The sequence below is a fragment of the Eubacterium album genome, assembly GCF_025336545.1.
GTDB classification, from domain to species: Bacteria; Bacillota; Clostridia; order Lachnospirales; family Lachnospiraceae; genus Eubacterium_U; species Eubacterium_U album.
Genome location: NZ_JAODBU010000004.1, coordinates 1 through 19,662, shown reverse-complemented (window position 1 = coordinate 19,662; position 19,662 = coordinate 1). Strand labels below are relative to the sequence as shown.

The following is a 19,662-nucleotide window of genomic DNA, read 5'->3' as shown; positions in this document are numbered from 1 at the left end:
AATCCATAGGGCATCTTTTTATTATCATTATTATTTTAATGTATATACAATATAGCTTATTCCGTCATCAGTTTTCGCTGTTTCTACCACGCCATCACTGATTTTACAGTTTTCGCTCACATACTTTACTGTTCCTTCAATCTGGACTTTCATCTGTTCATTAACAATCAAAATATTATCATCTAAATCACTAATCTTGTCTTCTGACACTGATTTTTTCTTATTGTCAGGGGCATAAAATTTCCCCTTAATTTCACAATCTTCATTGTCACTTATGTCACCTATATAGAAAGTTCCTTTATCAGGATTGTTATATTTTAAAATATATGTTCCAAAGTCTGTAGTTGATGCAAATTCCATAATCATAGTCGCAACATCTTTCTTTACATCCATTGACTTTAAAGAAAGTGCATCTTTTCCTGATGCATCACTATCTGAATTAAACTCATCGACTTCATTTTCAACAGTACTCTTAAGTTCCTTCTTGTCATAATAATCTTTATCGAATGACTCTGCTACTCCGTACTGTACTTTACCATCTTTTGAAATATGAATTGCTGTCTGGCCTTTTTCTAAAGCAATATCTCCAACTTTATTGTCACACCCGACAAATGTAAGAGCTATTGTCATAACCATAAGCAATGATATAATTTTTTTCTTAAGCATATCCGCTCCTCCTCGCAATACCTAATTTTACATTGTATACTCATTATTTTCAATAACTAATTTCCAGAAATTCCAGAGTTTTGAATTGTTTTTCTATGTGTTCTTTCAAATAACTTTCTATAATTCCATTTATTTCCTGCCACACCTCATCTTTTACATTAAATGTATATAATTTGTTAAGTGGCGATGAAATTATGTATTGAAGCGCATACACTGCCGATTGCGATACTAATTTATCTTTTGACAAATTTCCATGACATTTAGAACAAATCATGCCATTCTTTCTCAAATCAAAATAATCCAGTTCACTATTATTGCCACAATTTACACAGGTAAACACATTTGGATATTCCCCGTTTATCACAAGCGATTTAAGTTCATATATATTTTTTACCAATTTGTCAGGAATAGAATCATTTTGCAGTGCTTTAAGCGAAAGATAGATTAATTTTAACGTCTCTGTTCCATCTATATTTTCCCTTCCATAGTAGTCCGCCATTTCAAGAAAATACATTCCCATATACATTTTATTAATGTTGGTCATTTCACCGCCAAAATATTCTGTCACTTTTACATTTGTTATAGTGTATGAATTTCTTCCACGATACATGGTAAATTCGCCAAAGCTCATAGGCTGCGTTCCCGAAAGGAACTGGCTTGTAGGTCGTCTTGCCCCTCTTGCAAAAGCCGTTATCTTTCCAAATTGTTTTGTAAGAAGCACAACTCTTTTATCATATTCACCCATCGGCATTGCTGATATTACAATTCCCATAGCTGTTACTGTTTCAACCATAATCGTGCCTCTCCTTTCTTAACTCAAATCACTAAATATTTAATAAATGCTAAAAGCCGCATAGACACGGCTTTAATAGCAGAAATTTCTTACATTAAAAAAATTTCTTATATTTTTAAAAATTGTATTTTACTGCTGCTTTTCATTATATCCGTAATTCTTCAATAACAAATCGCTGTCTCTCCATTCTTTTCTAACTTTTACCCATAACTGAAGATTAACTTTCATTTCAAGCATTTGTTCTATTTCATATCTTGCATTGCTTCCAATCTTTTTAAGCATACTACCCTGTTTTCCGATAATTATGCCTTTATGAGAATCTCTTTCGCATATAATTGTTGCTTCTATATCAGTAATTTTGCCGTTTTTTCTTTCTTTCATTTTTTCAATTGTAACAGCTATTCCATGCGGAATTTCTTCATTTAGAGCATGCAATGCCTTTTCTCTTATAATTTCAGCCACAATCTGACGCATTGGCTGGTCAGTTACTGTGTCTTCATCATAATACTGAGGTCCCTGTGGCAGATATTTAAAAATAGATTCTACTATTTCATCAGCATTTTTATCTCTCAATGCTGATGCAGGAATTATTTCTGCAAAATCAAGAATTTTTCTGTACGCATCAATAAATACCAAAATTTCTTCTTTTTTAACAGTATCTATTTTATTAATTACAAGAATTACAGGTACATTTATGTCTTTAAGCTGCTCGGCAATATGCTGTTCACCTGCCCCGATAAATGTACTAGGTTCAACAAGCCACAAAATAACATCTACTTCTTTTAATGTTTTTTCAGCCACATTTACCATATATTCACCTAATTTATTTTTTGCCTTATGAATACCCGGTGTATCAAGAAATATAATTTGTCCTTCATCACATGTATATACTGTCTGAATCTTATTTCTCGTTGTCTGCGGCTTATTTGATGTAATAGCAATTTTCTGTCCGATTATTTTATTCATTAATGTAGATTTTCCAACATTTGGTCTTCCTATTAATGCAACAAATCCTGATTTGTACTCTTTATTTTCCATTTGTTCTCCATTTCCAAACTTTTGTTTTATACTTTATTTACATTCTATCATCTGATTTGCATTTATTTTTCATTTATATTTATATTTATTTTTTAATTTTTATTTTCAAATAAATTGTAGATATTTTTAAACATATCTTTGTTTTCTTCTATTCTTCCTTCGTTTCCAATAACGCAAACATAATATTCTTTAAGTGCATCTGCAACAAGGCTTCCACAGTTTCTGATTGCATTTGTTGTAGTACTTAACACCTGACTTCTTTCTTTTTTAAGATTTTCAAAAGTATTATGGTTAAAATACAATGTTAACAATCTTCCACCTTCGCTACACGGTGTGCGTGGCTGGTCGTATTCACTTATAGTTCCGATAATAAATTTGCGCATATCTCTGTCACCGGCATTAAAATTATTGATGTAATCCACAACATTTTCATAGATTTCATTTGTTTCTTTTAATTTAGGGTCTCTGTAAGATGTAAACATTGCAACACCCTGTTTTGTAAAGAAGTTGCTACAGCCATATGCGCCACCTTTTACTCTTACGTTATTCCACAAATATTCATAAACTAAAATAGTTTTAAGTACTGATAAAGTTCCTGTATATGGATATTTGTCTGTATCAAATTGTCCTGCTCTTACTACATATTGCACCTGACTTGATGTTTTAAATCCTTCATTTAATACATTCTTTGCAAATTTTTCCACTTTATCGCTACTCAATATACTACTGTCAGGTTCTTTGTCATATAATGAATCTGTCATATCTTCCACTAATCCCGGTAAGCTGTCATATTCATCATCCTTACATACATAACTGATAACAAGATTTTCTTTTCTAAAAACATACTCTGTAAGCAATTTTAATTTTGTAGCCACTTCCTCTTTTACATTTTCAAAATTATTGGCTATATCTTCAATAAATTTGTAAAATGTAATTCCTGCATAATTTTCCCTTCTATACATCGTCTCTGAGAAATATGAGCCTGCTCTAAGTGCTGCAGCAGAATCTCCACTTTCCATAAGTGTGTTCTGAAGTCTTGCTTTTATTTCATCGATAATTTCTTTTAATCTCTTATAGTCATCAAATTTTGTAGTAAGCATAACCTCTTTTGCAATTTCAAATGCCTTGTCCATTCTACTTATCATCGACTTAAAATTAACTTCAACTCGATGCTCGAACTTATTCTTTTCAATTGCATCCGGATATAATGTTGCATCAACATATATTCCACCAATATTTTTATTTATTTCATTTGCAAGCTGAGTGTAATTATAGTTTTCCGTATTCATATATCCGGCAGTATTTTTCAGTAAACCAATGTATGGTAAAAGTTCCGTAGGTATATTTTTACAGTCAAATGACAATATTGCATAACCTATTCCGTTAGTAAAACAGTCATAATAAACCGTAGGTATTCCATTAATTTCTCTTATCTGAGACTTTATAGGTCTTGGTTCAGGGTCAATATCACTTATTTCCAACATCGGTATTTTCTTTAGGTCTTCTTCCGGCGATGGTTCTTCCTGATACTTCTTTAATGCCTTTGTATCTGCAACTAACTTATCAATTTCACTCTTTGAAAGAGTTGCCTTTTTTGCAGCTAACTTATCAGCTAATTCTTTTTCAGTTTCTGCTACAAGACCCTTCTTAGGCTTAAGCACTACTGTTGATTCAATTTTGCTGTTTAGAACATACTTTTCAATTAAATTTTCAAAGTAATCTGTTTCAACCATTTTCTTTAAAAATGCATATGTTTCATTGCATTCTACATATATAAATGGCTGATTTTCATCGTAAATCCAGCTTTCATACATCTGAAGGCCAATCATTAATCCTCTTGGCCAACGTCCAAAATCACTTTCACGATATTTAAATTCCAAATTATTAATTGTAGCAATAAGGCTTTCTTTTTCGATACCATTTTGTACTATTTCTTCTAATCCACTTTTTATTATCGACTTGAATTTATCCTTATCTTCATAATTTGCATATTTAGCTACTATAGACCAATATGGTTGTAAAATTCCTGACTCATATGTGCTTTCTACGTTCTTTCCTATGCCTGCATCTATAATCTTTTGTTTTAAAACTGCACCCGGCATTGTCATAAGTACATAATCAAGTACCTGGAACGCCAACACTTCTTCTTTATTAAGTGTTGTGTCTAAAACTACATTCCATGACAAAATAGTATTGTCTTCTTCTGATTCACCATCTGATATAGGGTAGTAACTTTCAACCTCTGCCGGTTTATCAAATGGTTTCTGCATTTTTATTTCAGAATCTATTTCTAATGTATCATATTTGCTCAAATATTCCTTATCTATAAAACGGAGTTTTTCTTCCATATCCATATCTCCGTACAAATATATAAAGCTATTTGACGGATGATAATATTTTCTATGAAAATCCAAATATTCTTCATAAGTTAAATCAGGTATTGATACCGGATCCCCACCTGACTCAAAGCCGTATGTTGTATCCGGAAAAAGTGAATGTAATACCTGTCTGTCAAGAACTCCTGCTACTGATGAAAATGCTCCCTTCATTTCGTTATAAACTACACCATTTATTTTCAACTCATCTTCCGGTGATTCTAACTCGTAATGCCATCCTTCCTGCTTAAAAATCTCCTGATGATTATATATTTGTGGATTAAATACTGCATCCAAATAAACATCCATTATATTTTGAAAATCTTTTTCATTACAACTTGCAAGCGGATACACAGTCTTGTCCGGATATGTCATTGCATTTAAAAATGTATTAAGTGACCCCTTTACGAGTTCGATAAATGGGTCTTTCACCGGGAATTTATCTGAGCCACAAAGAACTGTATGTTCAATTATATGCGGTACTCCTGTATCATCATTTACCGGTGTTCTAAAACCAATATTAAAAACTTTATTATTGTCATCATTTGATAATAATGCAATTCTTGCTCCTGTCTTTTTGTGCTTTAATAAATAAGCCTGTGAATTCAAGTCTTCCATATAATATTGTTTTATAATTTCATATTCTTTGATATCTTTTACTGCCATTAATTTTTCCTTTCCATAATATTTTTCTTTTTTAAGATGTTCGGTCAAAAATATCTTATGAATTATCACTCGCTATTCGCTCCAACGTAAATCTGTCATCATTTTATACTATTCACCTTATTATCTTAATATATTATCAACTTCAACTAAAAATCTATTCAACTGATATACTCGTTCTATATTCTAACACATTTAAATTTTTTCTTCATTAACAATAAATCATTTTATCTGATTTTAATTTTTGTTTTATTTCGGACCTCATTTGATATTTTATTCATATTTGTTATACTTATAGAAGCATTAGGAGGAATATTATGAGCGTTAAAGATGAAGTTTTACATATGCTTGAAGCAAATAAAGGAAGTTATTTTTCAGGAGCTACTCTTGCAAAAGAATTAAATGTTAGTAGAAATTCTATTTGGAAGGCAATCAAATCTTTAGAAAATGAAGGGTACAAGATTTCAGCTACTACAAATAAAGGTTATTGTCTTGAACAATCAAATGATATTTTAAGTAAGCACAGTATTGGTGAATTCTTAAAATATCCTTTAGATATCCACGTGTATGACACAATTTCTTCAACTAATACTGTTTTAAAAGAAATGGCTGAAGATGGAGCAACAGAAGGGACTGTTCTTGTAGCCAGTGAGCAGACTTTAGGTCGTGGTCGTATGGGAAGAAAATTTGTTTCACCTGCCGATACAGGAATTTATTTTAGTATACTACTTCGTCCTGATATTCCTGCCAGTGATTCACTTTTTTTAACTACAAGCGCAGCAGTTGCAGTTGCTAAGGCAATTGAAGATGTTTCCGATAAAAAGGCAAAAATAAAATGGGTCAACGATGTTTTTGTAGATAACAAAAAAGTATGTGGAATATTAACTGAAGCTACTTTTAATATGGAAACAGGCAAACTTAACTACGCAATTGTCGGAATCGGTATTAATGTTTGTTTTCCTGAAGGTGGATTTCCTGAAGAAATCGACAAAATTGCTACGGCTATATTTGACAAAGAAAGCGATTCCATTAACAAGCGTAGCAAATTATTAGCTCATGTCTTAAATTACTTTATGGACTTTTATAATTCATTTGAATCTAAGAGTTACCTTAAAGAATACATTGACCGCTCTATATTATTAGGAAAAAATATTACTGTTATTGACAAAGATGGTAACAAGACTGCCAAGGCAATTTCAATTGACGATGAATGTCATCTTCTTGTCAGATTTGAAGACGGAACTGAAAAACTGCTTTCATCCGGAGAAGTAAGTATAAAATTGGATTAATTTCACACATATCAAAACTATCTAATTTATAAGATATATATTAATTTTAGATTTGTTAATTATACACTAACAGCCAGACTTCCAAAAAGTCTGGCTGTTAGTGTATAGTATACAATATATATGCAATACCAAAGTCATAAAATCTGGTACAGATTCTTTTTGTAATTTTCATCTCTGTATTTATCTTGGTATCACTTCAATTAATAAATTTTTTATTTATTTTCTCCTATAAAGAACAAACCAACTGTTCCTGGTCCTGCATGAGTTCCAATCGTAGGACTTAGCATTCCTATGATTACTTTTTCTACTCCACATTCTTCTTTTATTTTATCAGCTACTTTATTGGCATCTTCTATACAATCACCATGTACAATAAAGGCTACTTTATTTTCATAACCTGCGCCTTCTTTTTTCATGGAATCAACCAGACTCTGTAATGCTTTCTTTCTTCCACGAACATTCTGGAATGGTTTTAATTCTCCTTCATTTGTTACATGAAGTACAGGTTTTACATGTATTAAAGTTCCTACAACTGCAGTTGTTTTTGATACTCTTCCACCTCTATGTAAATGGAATAAATCATCTACAGTAAAGTAATGGCACATATGATTTAAATTTTCTTCAATCCAGGTCTTTACTTCTTCTAAACTTTTACCTTCTTTTTTCATATTTGCTGCTTTATATACTAAAAGCCCCTGACCTAAAGATGCAGCCTTTGAATCAATAACAACAATATTACTATCCGGAAATTCTTCTTTTAAGTCCTCTGCTGCAATTCGTGCTGAATTATAACTAACACTTAATGCAGATGAAAATGCAATGTGCAATATGTCTTTTCCCTGATTCAAAATACTTCTAAACATCTCTGTTGCATATTCCGGATTGCATCCCATCGTTGTAGGCATCGCACCTTTTCTCATAAGCTCAAAAAATTCATGCGGTTCAATATTTTTTTCATCTCCGTATATCACTCCGTCTATACTATAATATAAAGGGAGGCAAGGAATATCATATTCCTGTAAGATTTCTTGTGGCAAATCACTTGCTGAATCTGTTACAATAACATAATCTCTCATATTATCTACATTCCTTTCAACCTAACAAAATGTCATTTATTTTCGTTATTATCATATCATTGTAACATTTCTATTTCTACAACTCTGAAAAGGAAAATGTTTATTATCTCTTTTATTGCAACTTATTTTATCCATAAATTGCAGCTTTTCTTATAGTAATATTTTTTTCTTTTCCCACTACATTTGTATATTTTTCTGTAACTATTATATCCAACATTCCTTCTTTGTAATCAACAGACATGACTTCTATTTCATAATCTGATGTGCCACTGACATTATATGCAATATTATTCATACAAAAATTTATCATATCATCATTACTGTTAATTTCTTTATTCTTACCACAACTTGCTTTTACTGTCTGTTTTACAGCTGTTGCTACTGCTCTGTTTAACTCAGTTTCTTTTGAACTTTTTTCTTCCAACGCCATAATAGTCATACTTACAATCATAACTGATACAATTAATCCAATCACTATTGAAATTTGCTTCATCTGTTTTCCTCATAATTTTATAGTAGTAGTTTTTATACCCTCTCCAAGGTTCCTGTAATTATTTAGCCATCATCTGTTTTTCTTAATTTCATTCACCATTTCTTTTGACATTTTATATTTTTTCATTCCCTGTCCTTCCTTTTTATTAAGACTTTCTTCCAGTTTATTTTTTAATGTAAGATTCCATTTAGAATTTTTATTTAACGTATCCATATATTCCTTTGAAATAAATCTAGTCGTATGATTATATTCATTATTATTTATAATATACACACCAAATTTCTTTTCTGCATAAGAACTATCATCTCCGGCATTTGAACAAACTGTCACTATAAATTCTGCAATAGACTCTGTATTTATAAACTTCTCAGTTAGTACGATATCTGAGTTATTTATATCTTCAAATTCTTTATTCTTACCTCTTTCATAATAGTTTTTACCAGTTACGTCAGTTATCTTTTGTATATATAGAGGATATTTTGTACTTGAATACGCATCATCATTAACTGTTACTTTCTTTACTAATTCGTTCATATCTAATTTTATATTTTGATTAACTACGTAATATCTGTCAGTAGCATTTATAAATAAATTTATAACTTTTTCTTTTTCCCATTGGGCATAAAGTACCCTGTCTCCATTTGCATATAATATTCCACCAGGTTTTAAAGTTGCTCCATTGCCGTCACTTTGGAAATTCCAATGTTTATTTTCTACTGTATGATATCCATTTCTTCTGACTGTAACACCACTTATTATTATGTCTTCCTGCCAAAATTTAATCTGATTTTCAGGCATTCCTGAAACATGTTCAGAAGTATTTTTATTAAATGTAACGTCATATTTTTCGCTTATTATTATTTCATTATCTACATAAGCTTTAACAAATTTCGTAGGTCGCAAAATTTTGTTCCCACTTATATTTCGTACCAAAAATTTTTTTACACAATTTTGGTTATTTAATTCTGCAACTGCATCGCCTATATAATATAATTCCTTCTGTGCATCTGTACTATATTCAACCTGTGCAATTATTGTTCCCGGGTCAGTTAATGTTGTCCTTATAACTGCCACATATCCGCTAGGCTTTAGCAATCTGTCTATTATTGATATGTATGTCTGTCTGGTAAGATATACTTCATTGCTTTCATCTACACTTGCTATACTAAACATTTGAAACTTTCCTCTTACATACACACCCATTCCGTTTTTAGCACAATTATTTTGATATATGTTATTGTCCGTCAGTAAAAAGTTAGCTTTTTCACTTATATATACACCCCCGCCATTATTGTATGCATAATTATTATTTATGTAACTTCCCATCCACATATGAACCGTAGCTGTATTGCCAATATAAAGTCCTCCTCCGTTTCGTGAAGAATTGTTATTTATTGAGGTATTTCTCATCAAAACAGAAGAATCCGTGCATATTCCACCACCTTTATCAACAGTTCCATTTTCACCTATTATACTATTATAAAGTTTTACAGCTCCGCCGTTTATATCCTCTACATTCATACCTATATATATTCCACCTGCATTATCATAACTTGAATTGTTAAATACATTTATAGATTCAATAGTTATTTTAGAATCTTCTCCACAAGCTATTCCGCCTCCTAAATTTCCGGATATATTTCCTATAATCCTTGCATTATATATAACGGTGCATCCTCCATGTCCATACCCTACACCACCATTACATCTTACTCCACCACCACTTCCTCTTGATTCGTTTCCACTAATTGTCGGTGCAGTACTGCCTGACCCAAGAATAAGACCTGCCTGATATCCTGAGAATACGCCTCCGGCACTGGCTCCGGCATCATTGCCATATATCCATCCATCATTTATATTTACAATTGTTCCTAATCCTGTTCCAAATATGCCTCCACCTTCCTCACCTGATTTGTTATTATGTATTATTCCGGCAGTCATTAATAAATGCGAAGAACCACCTATGTAAATTCCTCCGCCTTCTTCTAATGCTTCATTTTCAAAAATTTCACCATCATATATCCTTAATTCTGAATAATTTCCAACATATACTCCACCACCCTGACTTAGAGTAAAACATTTATATATTTGTGCTCCGGGCCATATATTGCACACTCCGCCTTTAATGGTAATTCCTCCGCCTTTTACTCCATCACAGTCATGAATAATTCCATATACATTCAATGTTCCTGTGCTTCTAACCGCTCCTGCTTCCGTCTCGCCATTATAATTAGTAACATTTTTTACTACACATGCATTTCCAATCGTTCCTGTTGAACTGTCATCAACTTTTATAAACCCTTTTGTTGCAAAAGAAATTTGATTCTTTTTTCCATCAAGATATAACTTATATCCACCCATTCCATCGCCAAAATGAACTTCCGCTCCATCTGAGATTTTAAAACAATATTTATCTGATTTATTTACATCATCGCCTATGTCTTTACTTCTACTAATAGTTCTTTCACCACCTGATGAATAAAGCATATATCTTCCTTGAGTTACTTTTATTCCATCTTTAATTTTTATATTACCAACTATCGCAATATATACTAAACTTGTCTTTTTGTTATTACTAAATATATTTTTTAATTTACTTTCTGTTTGCACAAGATAAGGGTTACTTTTACTTCCATTTTCTGTAGTCGCGCCATAAACATTGTTTTGCAAAAGAACCATACAGCAAAAAGCAAGCACAACGCATACTTTAAAAATATTTTTCCCTATTACTCCACTCCATTTTCCAATCATCTTGCATACCCCTCTATCACAACTTTTTTACTCTTGTTTTCTCCAAACATTTGATAAATTGGAAACGTTATATTATATTCCATGCTCACATAACAACTCGGTTCATTCTCTGATAAAGAATTATCTTCCGTAACCAACATATATCCTTTTTCACCGGCTTCTTCTTTGCATTGCTTAATAACTTGTGCATTACAATTACTATCCTCTATTCGATTAACTGCTACATTATAAAAATCTCTCGCTTTTACATTTTGATTTTCCGTGCTTATATACGACGAAAAAACTATACAGGCTATTGTTACTACTATAACTATAGAAAACATTTCTATTGCCAGTTTCATCTTTTCCCTCCTCTAATTTAACATTGACTTTTTATTTCCAGGCCAATCTGTATTACCATTGCTTATTCCACTACAACATTCATATTCCTAATACTTTTAATGCCACTTTCACCTCTTACAATACATTTAATGTTATATACACCTCTGTGAAACACATCTACATCTCCATATATTTTCAATTTATCTGTTATATCTTTTCCATCATAATCCCTTGCACTAATTTGATTTGTCACATCAAAACTTTTATCTAAATATGTAACATATATAACATCGTCACCTACAATAATAGGGCATTTCTTTTTGTATTCTTCCGAAAACTCTCTGTTAGTATTACTTCCTTCACAGTTGTATGCAGGCATTATTTTTTTAATACTTGTGTTTGTTATAATGCTAATAAGTGCAACAATAATTACACCAATTACCGCATATTGAATAGTTTGTCCATGTTCGCTTAAAAATACTTCCATGCGTTATCCTCCTACCAGTTTTGTAAAAAAATCTACATTCATTCCCGCTGCAGTATACATAATTGCAATAGACAAAATTATTAATATTACCGAAATAATTCCACTTATAATTATCTCGCCATGTTCTTCTAATAAATTCTCCATTCTCTACCTTCCTTTTATCCCAAATTACTCTATTCTTCCATTTGTTCTTTTTATAATATAAGGTTCGACTTTTACTATTTTTATAAATCAAAAACTTATTTTCATATTATTTTTACTCTCATAAAACTATGTAACCTGCTGTAACATATGGTAAAATCCCGCAACAATGAATAAAAATAATATTCCATAAATCAAAGTCTGACCTAATTCAGATAATAATAATTTCATTTTCATCCTCCATTCATTACATTTCCCAATGCGGACGTAAATACTAAAATCATAAGCACCATATCAATAATTATCTTTACAACTCCTACCATCATTGGTCCTGCTGACAAAGTCCCTGCTAATCCAATTCTGTCTTTATTTTTCATTTCTTCCGCCTGCTTTAACATCTTATTATTTCTATCTATAATTGCATTTGTCTGCTTATAAGTTTCTTCTTTACTTAACTCATTTATGCAATAAAACATTTTTAATGATGACTGTATTTCAGGCATATCGAGTTCTTGAAGAAAATTATCATAAGGTTCTATCCCTATTGGATATTCTTCAAAATCAATTAATAAATGTCGTATTGGTCTTTTTAAAATATATGGCGCATCATCATATGAATTTTCTATTGAAGACTGTACTGTCTGCTGTTGCAAATTCAACGCTACCTGCCTTAACCAATCAGGAAATACTTTCGATATTTCCCGTCTCATTCTCTTTTTGACTTTATTAATTGACAACTTGTCCATAAATTTTATTTTTTCATTCTGGCTTTTCATAATTAAGTCATAATACTTATCTACCATTTCAGGATTAAGAAAACTCTCCTCTTTCAACCAGTCAATATTTAGTTTCTTATAAACAAAAATATAAATGACAAGCATTATCAAAATAATAATCATCGAACTTATCTGATATACTATATTTCCTGTAAATGAATATTCTTTTGGTATAAGATAAGCCATAAATCCACATGTTAATAGTGTAGCTCCAATTGATATAAGAACGTTTCTTCTTATCCTATCTATATCTCTTCTAAAAAGTTCCGTTCTATCACTCCACTCTTTTATATCGCTAAGAATAATATTTATATATTCTTCAAATTCTCCACCTTGTTTTTCTATTTTTATAATAAATTCATGAAGTGAAATAAGTCTTTTACAATAATATTCTTCTTCGAGAATTTTAAGTGCCTGCTCATAAATATCTTCATTCATTTTAGAATCAATATTTACAATAACTTCTTCAATTATTTCCTTCATCTCACCATCACTTATTTTTTGTGCATCTATAAGAGATGGTCTGATTTTTCCACTTTTCTTAAACGAATAGCACATCTGCTCCATATAGCTTATTAAGTCTTCAAATTTTTTCTTATAATAGCTTTTCTTTTTTTCTTCTTTATATAGCATAGGCATAAGTAACGTTGTTATTACACCTATAGCAATCACTATTGGAAGTTCTAACTTATACGCAAATGCTATTCCTACAACTATAGCTATAATACATATGTATTTTCTAAAATATTTTACTTTTTTCATTTATCTCCTAATTTTCACTTTTCTTAAAAGGATCTGTAATACCTGCCATTCTGAATTTTCTCATCAATTCAGGTGGAAGTTTTCTACATAATATTCTTCCATCTTCATATATCATTGTCTTTTCATTTCTATCCTCATATCTTGACAAACAAATAATTTGTGTTATTTTTCTCGAAATTTTCTCTCCCTGTTTTACTACCGACTGCAATTATATTCCAATATCAATAAACGAATAAACATCATTTTCATAAACTGACTGTCCCATGTTTCTTAAGCGATCGGGTATTTTACCTGCATCATCCAAGTGAATTGTCGTTATACAATGTACTCCTGCTGAAATATTTTCCAAAAGATACTTAACTTCCTCTCCTCTTGCCTCCGCAAGCAAAACCCATGTTGGTAATTGTCGTTTACTTGCCTTTAGTGCATCAGCATATCCAAAATTATCACTTACCTTAATTTCCACACAATCTTTCTGCGGATTAATTGACGAATATCTTAATTCAAGATTATCCTCAATTGTATACACCCTTTCATAGTCCGGAATATAACTTGTTAAATATTTTACATATTCTGTTTTACCCACTCCCGGTAACCCTCCAACAATCACAGTGCAGTGTGCCTTGATGGCGTTTTCCATAAAAATATCCAATACTTCCGGACAATAATCACTTTCTAAAATACTTTCCCTGCTTATTCTTCTTACGGCAGGAGTTTTTCTAATACTTATACTGATTCCTGTATTTGTAACTGAATCATGCAAAATTGAAATTCTTAAATTTTCTGTTTCCGCTTCTAATAATGGATTGTTTTGGTTAAATTGAACATTCATTAAATTACTTATTTTTGTATAAAACTGTTGTATAAACAATTCATCTAACGTAAATCCCTCAATCTTATACCTTCCCTTATTTAAATCATTCACCCATAATTCACGACTATAATTGATGTCCGTAATGTTATCGTCATAAATAAATGGTAATAACTTTCCAAATGCCCTATCCGGCAATGACAATTTTCTCAACTGTATTCCCCTTTCGCCTATAATTAACTAATCTTTCCTGCTACACTGTTAAAAGTTACAGAACCTGCATAACTGTTTACAATTCCCTTAATCGCATCTGATATAATCGGTCCCACAACATAAGCAACACCCACTAACAGCAAAATGCATACTGCAATGAAAATTGTTTTACCATGTTCCTGTAAAAAAATGTCCATAATTTACCTCCTATACTTTATTCCAAATAATCACATATTATACGCTTCGGGTAAGAACTACACAGCTATGTTTCTTTCTAAGTGCGATGATAAAAGCCTTATAACTACTAATTATTATTTATTCAACACTCTTTTCATCGTTCAATTTTTGATACATATTGTGTGCCATGTTATTATACATATATTATGTTATTTGTTCGGTACTCAGAATAATATCACATTTTAGTTATGTAGTCAATTATATTTTATATATTTTTCAAATTTTCTATATAAACATTATTTTAAATTATTACTTTTTATAATCGGCATATTAAATCTATTATCTGGTTTCTTTTTAAAGCATGATTTGTACAATATTTTCTTTTTTTAATTAGCATTAAGAAATCAGCCATAAAAATCGAAAAAGCCGTCTAAGTGATTTCTCACTTAAACGGCTTACTTTAAACCCCAATATTTTATAGCTCCCCAGCTACATTTAATACCTTTATTTTGTTTTTGGTAATGTATCTATTGCCTTATCCATTGCGCTTCCCCAAGCGTATCCATTAGATGCATCCCAGTTAATTGACCATGTCATTACACCTCTTAATGAAGGATATGTCTTAGGCGGCATAAAGCTTCCACCACTTGCCATTCCTTTTGTTAAACAATTAAGAGCTGATGTTAATGTATTTGTAGATACAAGACCACTTCCTGCAGCCGGTGCTGATGATGGAACACCAATTCCGACCTGATCTGGTCTTAATCCGTTTTCAATAAGCAATGTTGCAAGTGATGTAAGGAAATCAACTGAACCACAGCTATAAACTCCTCCACCGTATCCAACCATGCTACCTGAATTGTAATACTGCATATTAACTACTGTTAAAATATCTTTAATATCTAATGCTAACTTAAAGTAATTAGATGTTGGACTCTGCATATAATATGTTTCAGGTGCCATTGTAATAATAAATTCGTCGCCGAAATGGTTATGAACCTTTCTAAGTGCTCCTGCAATATATTCCGTTCCTGCTACTGCTCCACCTTCAAGGTCAATGTCTACACCTTCAAATCCAAACTGTTCAATTACTTTAATTAAACTGTTTGCAAAATTATCTGCTGCTGCCTGACTTGTAATATAAATTGTACCTTCAGCACCACCAATAGAAAGAATTACATGCTGATTTCTTTCCTTTAATGTCTTAATATCCTGAATGAACTGTGCATCTGTATATCCACCAACTGCCTTGCTTAAGTCTCCATTTACACTAAAAGTTACTTCTCCAGGTGTTGATGTTGAATCTGCAAATGAAACACAAATTAAATCATAGTATGATGGTACTTCACTTAACTTTAAGTTTGCAGCTCCATTTGTAAAGTTATGCCAATATCCTGTAACAATATGTTCAGGTAAACTCTTGTTAACTGTATAGTTATTATCCTGAGTTGTTTCTTCTTCTTTTGATGTTGTTACTTCCTGAGCTTTTGTTGTTACTTCAGGTGTCTTTGTTGTTTCCACAGGCTTTGTTGTTGCCGCCGGTTTTGTTGTTGTTCCGTCTGTCAATCTCCAAACGCCCCACTGGCCACATGTTTCAGGGTTATCACCATTTGTCCACCACTGAGCTTCATAAACATTTCCGTTATAAGACACTTTATCACCTTTTACATAAACTTTTCCATTTACCCATTCAGGATAGCCTGAAGCAGCCTTAGTTGTTTCTTCACTTTTAGCTGTTGTTGCTTCTGTCTCAGGTGCTTTTGTTGTCTCTGTCTGACCTTTTACATCTACTACAGTTTCTGTCTTTTCTGACTCTTTTCCATTATAAGTTGTTGTTACCGCAACTGTATGTCTTCCAGCTGTATAACCTGTATATGTGTATGAGCCACATGCTACTGCATTTGATACTAATTTTCCATCAATGTAAACATTATATAAATCAATTGTGCCTCTGCCCCATACAACTGTAATTGAGTTATTTGCTGTTGAAGTTACTACTAATCCAAATGGTTTATCTAAAACTATTTCCTGTTTAGTTGTTGTCTCAACTGTCTTTGTTGTTGTCTCTGGCGCCTTTGTTGTTGGCTGTGTTACTGTTGCATCACCAACATATTTCCAAACACCCCACTGACCACATGTTTCCGGATTCTCTCCAAGTGTCCACCATTTTGCCTGATATACTTTTCCATTATATATAACTCTGTTTCCACCTGTGTAAATTGTATCTTTATTCCACTGTGGATATTCTGAATCAATTGTTGTTTCTGGTGCCTTTGTTGTTGTTTCTGGTGCCTTTGTTGTTGTTTCTGGTGCCTTTGTTGTTATCTCTGCCACCTTTGTTGTTTCTGGTGCCTTTGTTGTTATCTCTGGTGTCTTTGTTGTTTCTTCTCCTGAAAGACTATCAAGGAATCTACCATTACTCTGTGCAAATAAGTTCTTATTCTGTGATGAATCCCAGTTAATTGACCATGTCATAATTCCTCTTAATCCAGGATGTGCATTGTTTAATTCTGTAAATGCACTCTGTAATGTTTCATTTGAAACCTGTCCGCTTCCTGCAGCACTTGCTGATGAAGGCACACCTATTACTACCTGATCAGGTCTAAGTGGTGCAAAATACTTTTCTGCTGTCTGTGACTTTGTATAATAGTTATTTACATAGAAACCGTTTAATAACATGTTGCACATTGCAACAATTCCTTCTTTTGTTCCCATGTTGTATGACTGATTATCTGTTGCAATCATTGGTGATGAATTGTAAAGCTGTACATGTACATATGTTGTTTCATTTCTAAGTGCATTTATCATTGGAAGATATACACCTGCTCTTGCATCACAGTACTGATTTATTCCACCATAGAACTGATATCCTAACTGTACGTAGAATGTTTCAGGTGCCCATGAGAGAATGAAGTCATCTCCATAACTGTTTACAATTGTTCTTATTGCATTAATCATGTTAACAATCTTTGGTGATGTTGGATTGTTAATGTCTGTATCTTTTCCACTTTCAAACTGAACTGATGACTGTTCAAGGTCAATGTCTATTCCATCAAATCCGTATTCATCTACAATTGATTTGATATCGCTTACAAACTGGTTAACTGCACTCTGTGATGTCAATGAGAAATATCCCTCATATCCACCTATTGAAAGTACAATCTTTTTACCCTGTGCCTGTAATGCTTTCACATCATTTTTGAAATCTGCCTTTGTATAGTCTGCTGTAAGTCCTGAAATATTGAATTTCATTTTTCCATCTGTGCTTCCTGCACTTACAGGTTCTGCAAATGATATATTTATTACATCCCAGTTCTTATCTACATCTCTTAACTTAATGAAAGGATTTCCTGAATTATCCCATGTATGGTAATAACCTATTAATAATCTTGAATTCAATCCCTGTATTGGTTTATGAGATGAAGTTGTTTCCGGTACCTTTGTTGTTGTCTCTGCTACTTTAGTTGTTGTCTCAGGTGCCTTTGTTGTTTCTGGTTTCTTAGTTGTTGTTTCCGAAGCTTTTGTTGTCTCCTGTTTCTTTGTTGTAGTTACATCCTGTTCTTTTGTTGTATTCTGAACTGTTGTTCCTTCTGAACCACCATTTCCATATACTAAATTAGTAGAAAGGATTTCTCCTCCTGAAACAGCTCTCTGCCTTAATACTATTCCTTTAATGTTTCCTGTACTTGCTGTTCCTTTTCCAGATTTTAATGTAAATGTTAATGATGCTCCGGGCTCCAATGTCTTTGAGCTCCATTCCGGTGGTGTCACTACTGTCTTTCCGTTTTCACTTGTAATTGTTCCGCCTGCACTCCAGTCTCCTGATAATGTCTCTCCATTTTGTGTCTCTATCGCTATTGACGGATAACTTAATGTCTTTCCAAAGTATTCTGCCCATGGCATTACTGATATGTCCTTTGCTCCGCCCGGCATTGTTACCTTTTCGTTTGTGTTCTTTATTGTTATTGTGTATGTATCTCCTGATGCTGTTACTGTTGTTTCAACACCGTCATTTCCAGGAATTATTATGTTCTGCTTTGGTAATGCTTCTGATCCATAAAGTGATTCCTTCATTGTCTTTGTGATTGAGTTTGTGCTGTCAAGTGATGCCATCCATGAAATGAGTCCGCCCAAATGTTTCTCTCTTACATATTTTCCTTTTTCTGCTACTGATTCTTCCGTGTCACATGTGAAGAACATTCCTGTTGATTCACTGTAGAAGTAGTTTGCCTTTGCAACATCATCCCAGTACTTTGTAAGGTTATACTTGCTTATTAATGAATCTATGTCTCCGTATGCATACGTTACTCCGTTTTCTCCTGTTGCGTCTGCATATAAGCCCGGATTCTTTGGATCTCTTCCAGTGTCCTTCTTTACTTCCTTCCAGCCTCTTGTATACGGTGCCACTCCCACTACTATCTTTGAGTAATCTATGTCATCTCCATATTTATTTTCAAGATATTTTATGCATGAATCTACTGAAAGTGATGCATCCCCTCCGTCATATGCAGGGTTTGTGTATAATGCTGTCTGGTGAGCCGTGAATCCTCCCCATGCACCGTTTAAGTCATATGTCATCATGTTTGCGAAATCTACTATGTTTAACACCTTGTCATATTCGATTGCTGACATCATTGTTGGTGATGCTGACATTGCCACTGATAATTCATAGTGCTTTCCATCTGTCTTTCCGTAGCTGTCCAATGAATTTCTGATTTCCTGTAACAGTAATGTGAAATTCTTTGTGTCTGCTGCTGAGCCTTTGCATCCCTTGTCTATTGCCACTCCGTTTCCTTCAGGATCAGGATCTCTGTCTGCTGTTGGGTATTC

General features: G+C 32.5%; 16 protein-coding genes. 1 reads left to right on the top strand and 15 read right to left on the bottom strand.

Features of this window, described 5'->3' with window-relative positions; genetic code table 11:
* Positions 1–30: 30 nt before the first annotated feature.
* The 4 genes from N5B56_RS04675 to N5B56_RS04660 all read right to left on the bottom strand — a co-directional run bounded on the left by N5B56_RS04675 (position 31) and on the right by N5B56_RS04660 (position 5,538).
* Entirely contained in the window at positions 31–666 is a 636-nt protein-coding gene (locus tag N5B56_RS04675) for a hypothetical protein (protein ID WP_022088014.1), read from the bottom strand.
* A gap of 49 nt (positions 667–715) precedes the next feature.
* Entirely contained in the window at positions 716–1,459 is a 744-nt protein-coding gene (gene recO / locus N5B56_RS04670) for a DNA repair protein RecO (protein ID WP_118565168.1), read from the bottom strand.
* Positions 1,460–1,588: 129 nt separating this feature from the next.
* Positions 1,589–2,497: a GTPase Era gene (era, locus tag N5B56_RS04665; protein ID WP_260978466.1), complete on the bottom strand. Its 909-nt coding sequence runs from the start codon at positions 2,495–2,497 to the stop codon at positions 1,589–1,591.
* Between the two features lie 92 nt (positions 2,498–2,589).
* Complete coding sequence (locus N5B56_RS04660; protein WP_260978465.1) at positions 2,590–5,538, bottom strand: insulinase family protein; 2,949 nt, start codon at positions 5,536–5,538, stop codon at positions 2,590–2,592.
* A gap of 314 nt (positions 5,539–5,852) precedes the next feature.
* Here N5B56_RS04660 and N5B56_RS04655 point away from each other — a divergent pair, with 314 nt between their 5' ends.
* Positions 5,853–6,824 carry a biotin--[acetyl-CoA-carboxylase] ligase gene (locus tag N5B56_RS04655; protein WP_260978464.1) on the top strand — a complete coding sequence of 324 codons (972 nt, stop codon included), beginning with the start codon at positions 5,853–5,855 and terminating at the stop codon, positions 6,822–6,824.
* A gap of 212 nt (positions 6,825–7,036) precedes the next feature.
* On the opposite strand, the gene N5B56_RS04650 is transcribed toward N5B56_RS04655, so the two are convergent.
* The 11 genes from N5B56_RS04650 to N5B56_RS04600 all read right to left on the bottom strand — a co-directional run.
* Positions 7,037–7,900, bottom strand: a complete 864-nt coding sequence (locus N5B56_RS04650) for a DegV family protein (RefSeq protein WP_260978463.1) — start codon at positions 7,898–7,900, stop codon at positions 7,037–7,039.
* Positions 7,901–8,027: 127 nt separating this feature from the next.
* Complete coding sequence (locus tag N5B56_RS04645) at positions 8,028–8,393, bottom strand: hypothetical protein (protein ID WP_260978462.1); 366 nt, start codon at positions 8,391–8,393, stop codon at positions 8,028–8,030.
* 69 nt (positions 8,394–8,462) lie between these two features.
* Positions 8,463–11,144 (bottom strand): hypothetical protein, encoded by a 2,682-nt coding sequence (locus N5B56_RS04640; RefSeq protein ID WP_260978461.1) that lies wholly within the window; start codon positions 11,142–11,144, stop codon positions 8,463–8,465.
* Positions 11,141–11,485, bottom strand: a complete 345-nt coding sequence (locus tag N5B56_RS04635) for a hypothetical protein (RefSeq protein ID WP_260978460.1) — start codon at positions 11,483–11,485, stop codon at positions 11,141–11,143. Before N5B56_RS04635 ends, N5B56_RS04640 begins: the two co-directional genes overlap by 4 nt.
* A 62-nt stretch (positions 11,486–11,547) precedes the next feature.
* Complete coding sequence (locus tag N5B56_RS04630; RefSeq protein ID WP_117910555.1) at positions 11,548–11,952, bottom strand: hypothetical protein; 405 nt, start codon at positions 11,950–11,952, stop codon at positions 11,548–11,550.
* Between the two features lie 3 nt (positions 11,953–11,955).
* Positions 11,956–12,096: a hypothetical protein gene (locus tag N5B56_RS04625; protein ID WP_022088004.1), complete on the bottom strand. Its 141-nt coding sequence runs from the start codon at positions 12,094–12,096 to the stop codon at positions 11,956–11,958.
* A gap of 230 nt (positions 12,097–12,326) precedes the next feature.
* Entirely contained in the window at positions 12,327–13,631 is a 1,305-nt protein-coding gene (locus tag N5B56_RS04620; protein ID WP_022088002.1) for a hypothetical protein, read from the bottom strand.
* A gap of 7 nt (positions 13,632–13,638) precedes the next feature.
* Positions 13,639–13,839 carry a hypothetical protein gene (locus N5B56_RS04615; RefSeq protein WP_260978459.1) on the bottom strand — a complete coding sequence of 67 codons (201 nt, stop codon included), beginning with the start codon at positions 13,837–13,839 and terminating at the stop codon, positions 13,639–13,641.
* Complete coding sequence (locus N5B56_RS04610) at positions 13,840–14,655, bottom strand: ATPase, T2SS/T4P/T4SS family (RefSeq protein WP_260978458.1); 816 nt, start codon at positions 14,653–14,655, stop codon at positions 13,840–13,842.
* 23 nt (positions 14,656–14,678) lie between these two features.
* Positions 14,679–14,852: a hypothetical protein gene (locus tag N5B56_RS04605; RefSeq protein ID WP_022088000.1), complete on the bottom strand. Its 174-nt coding sequence runs from the start codon at positions 14,850–14,852 to the stop codon at positions 14,679–14,681.
* Positions 14,853–15,336: 484 nt separating this feature from the next.
* On the bottom strand, positions 15,337–19,662 hold a 4,326-nt coding region (locus N5B56_RS04600; protein WP_260978457.1), incomplete at its 5' end, for a glycosyl hydrolase family 18 protein.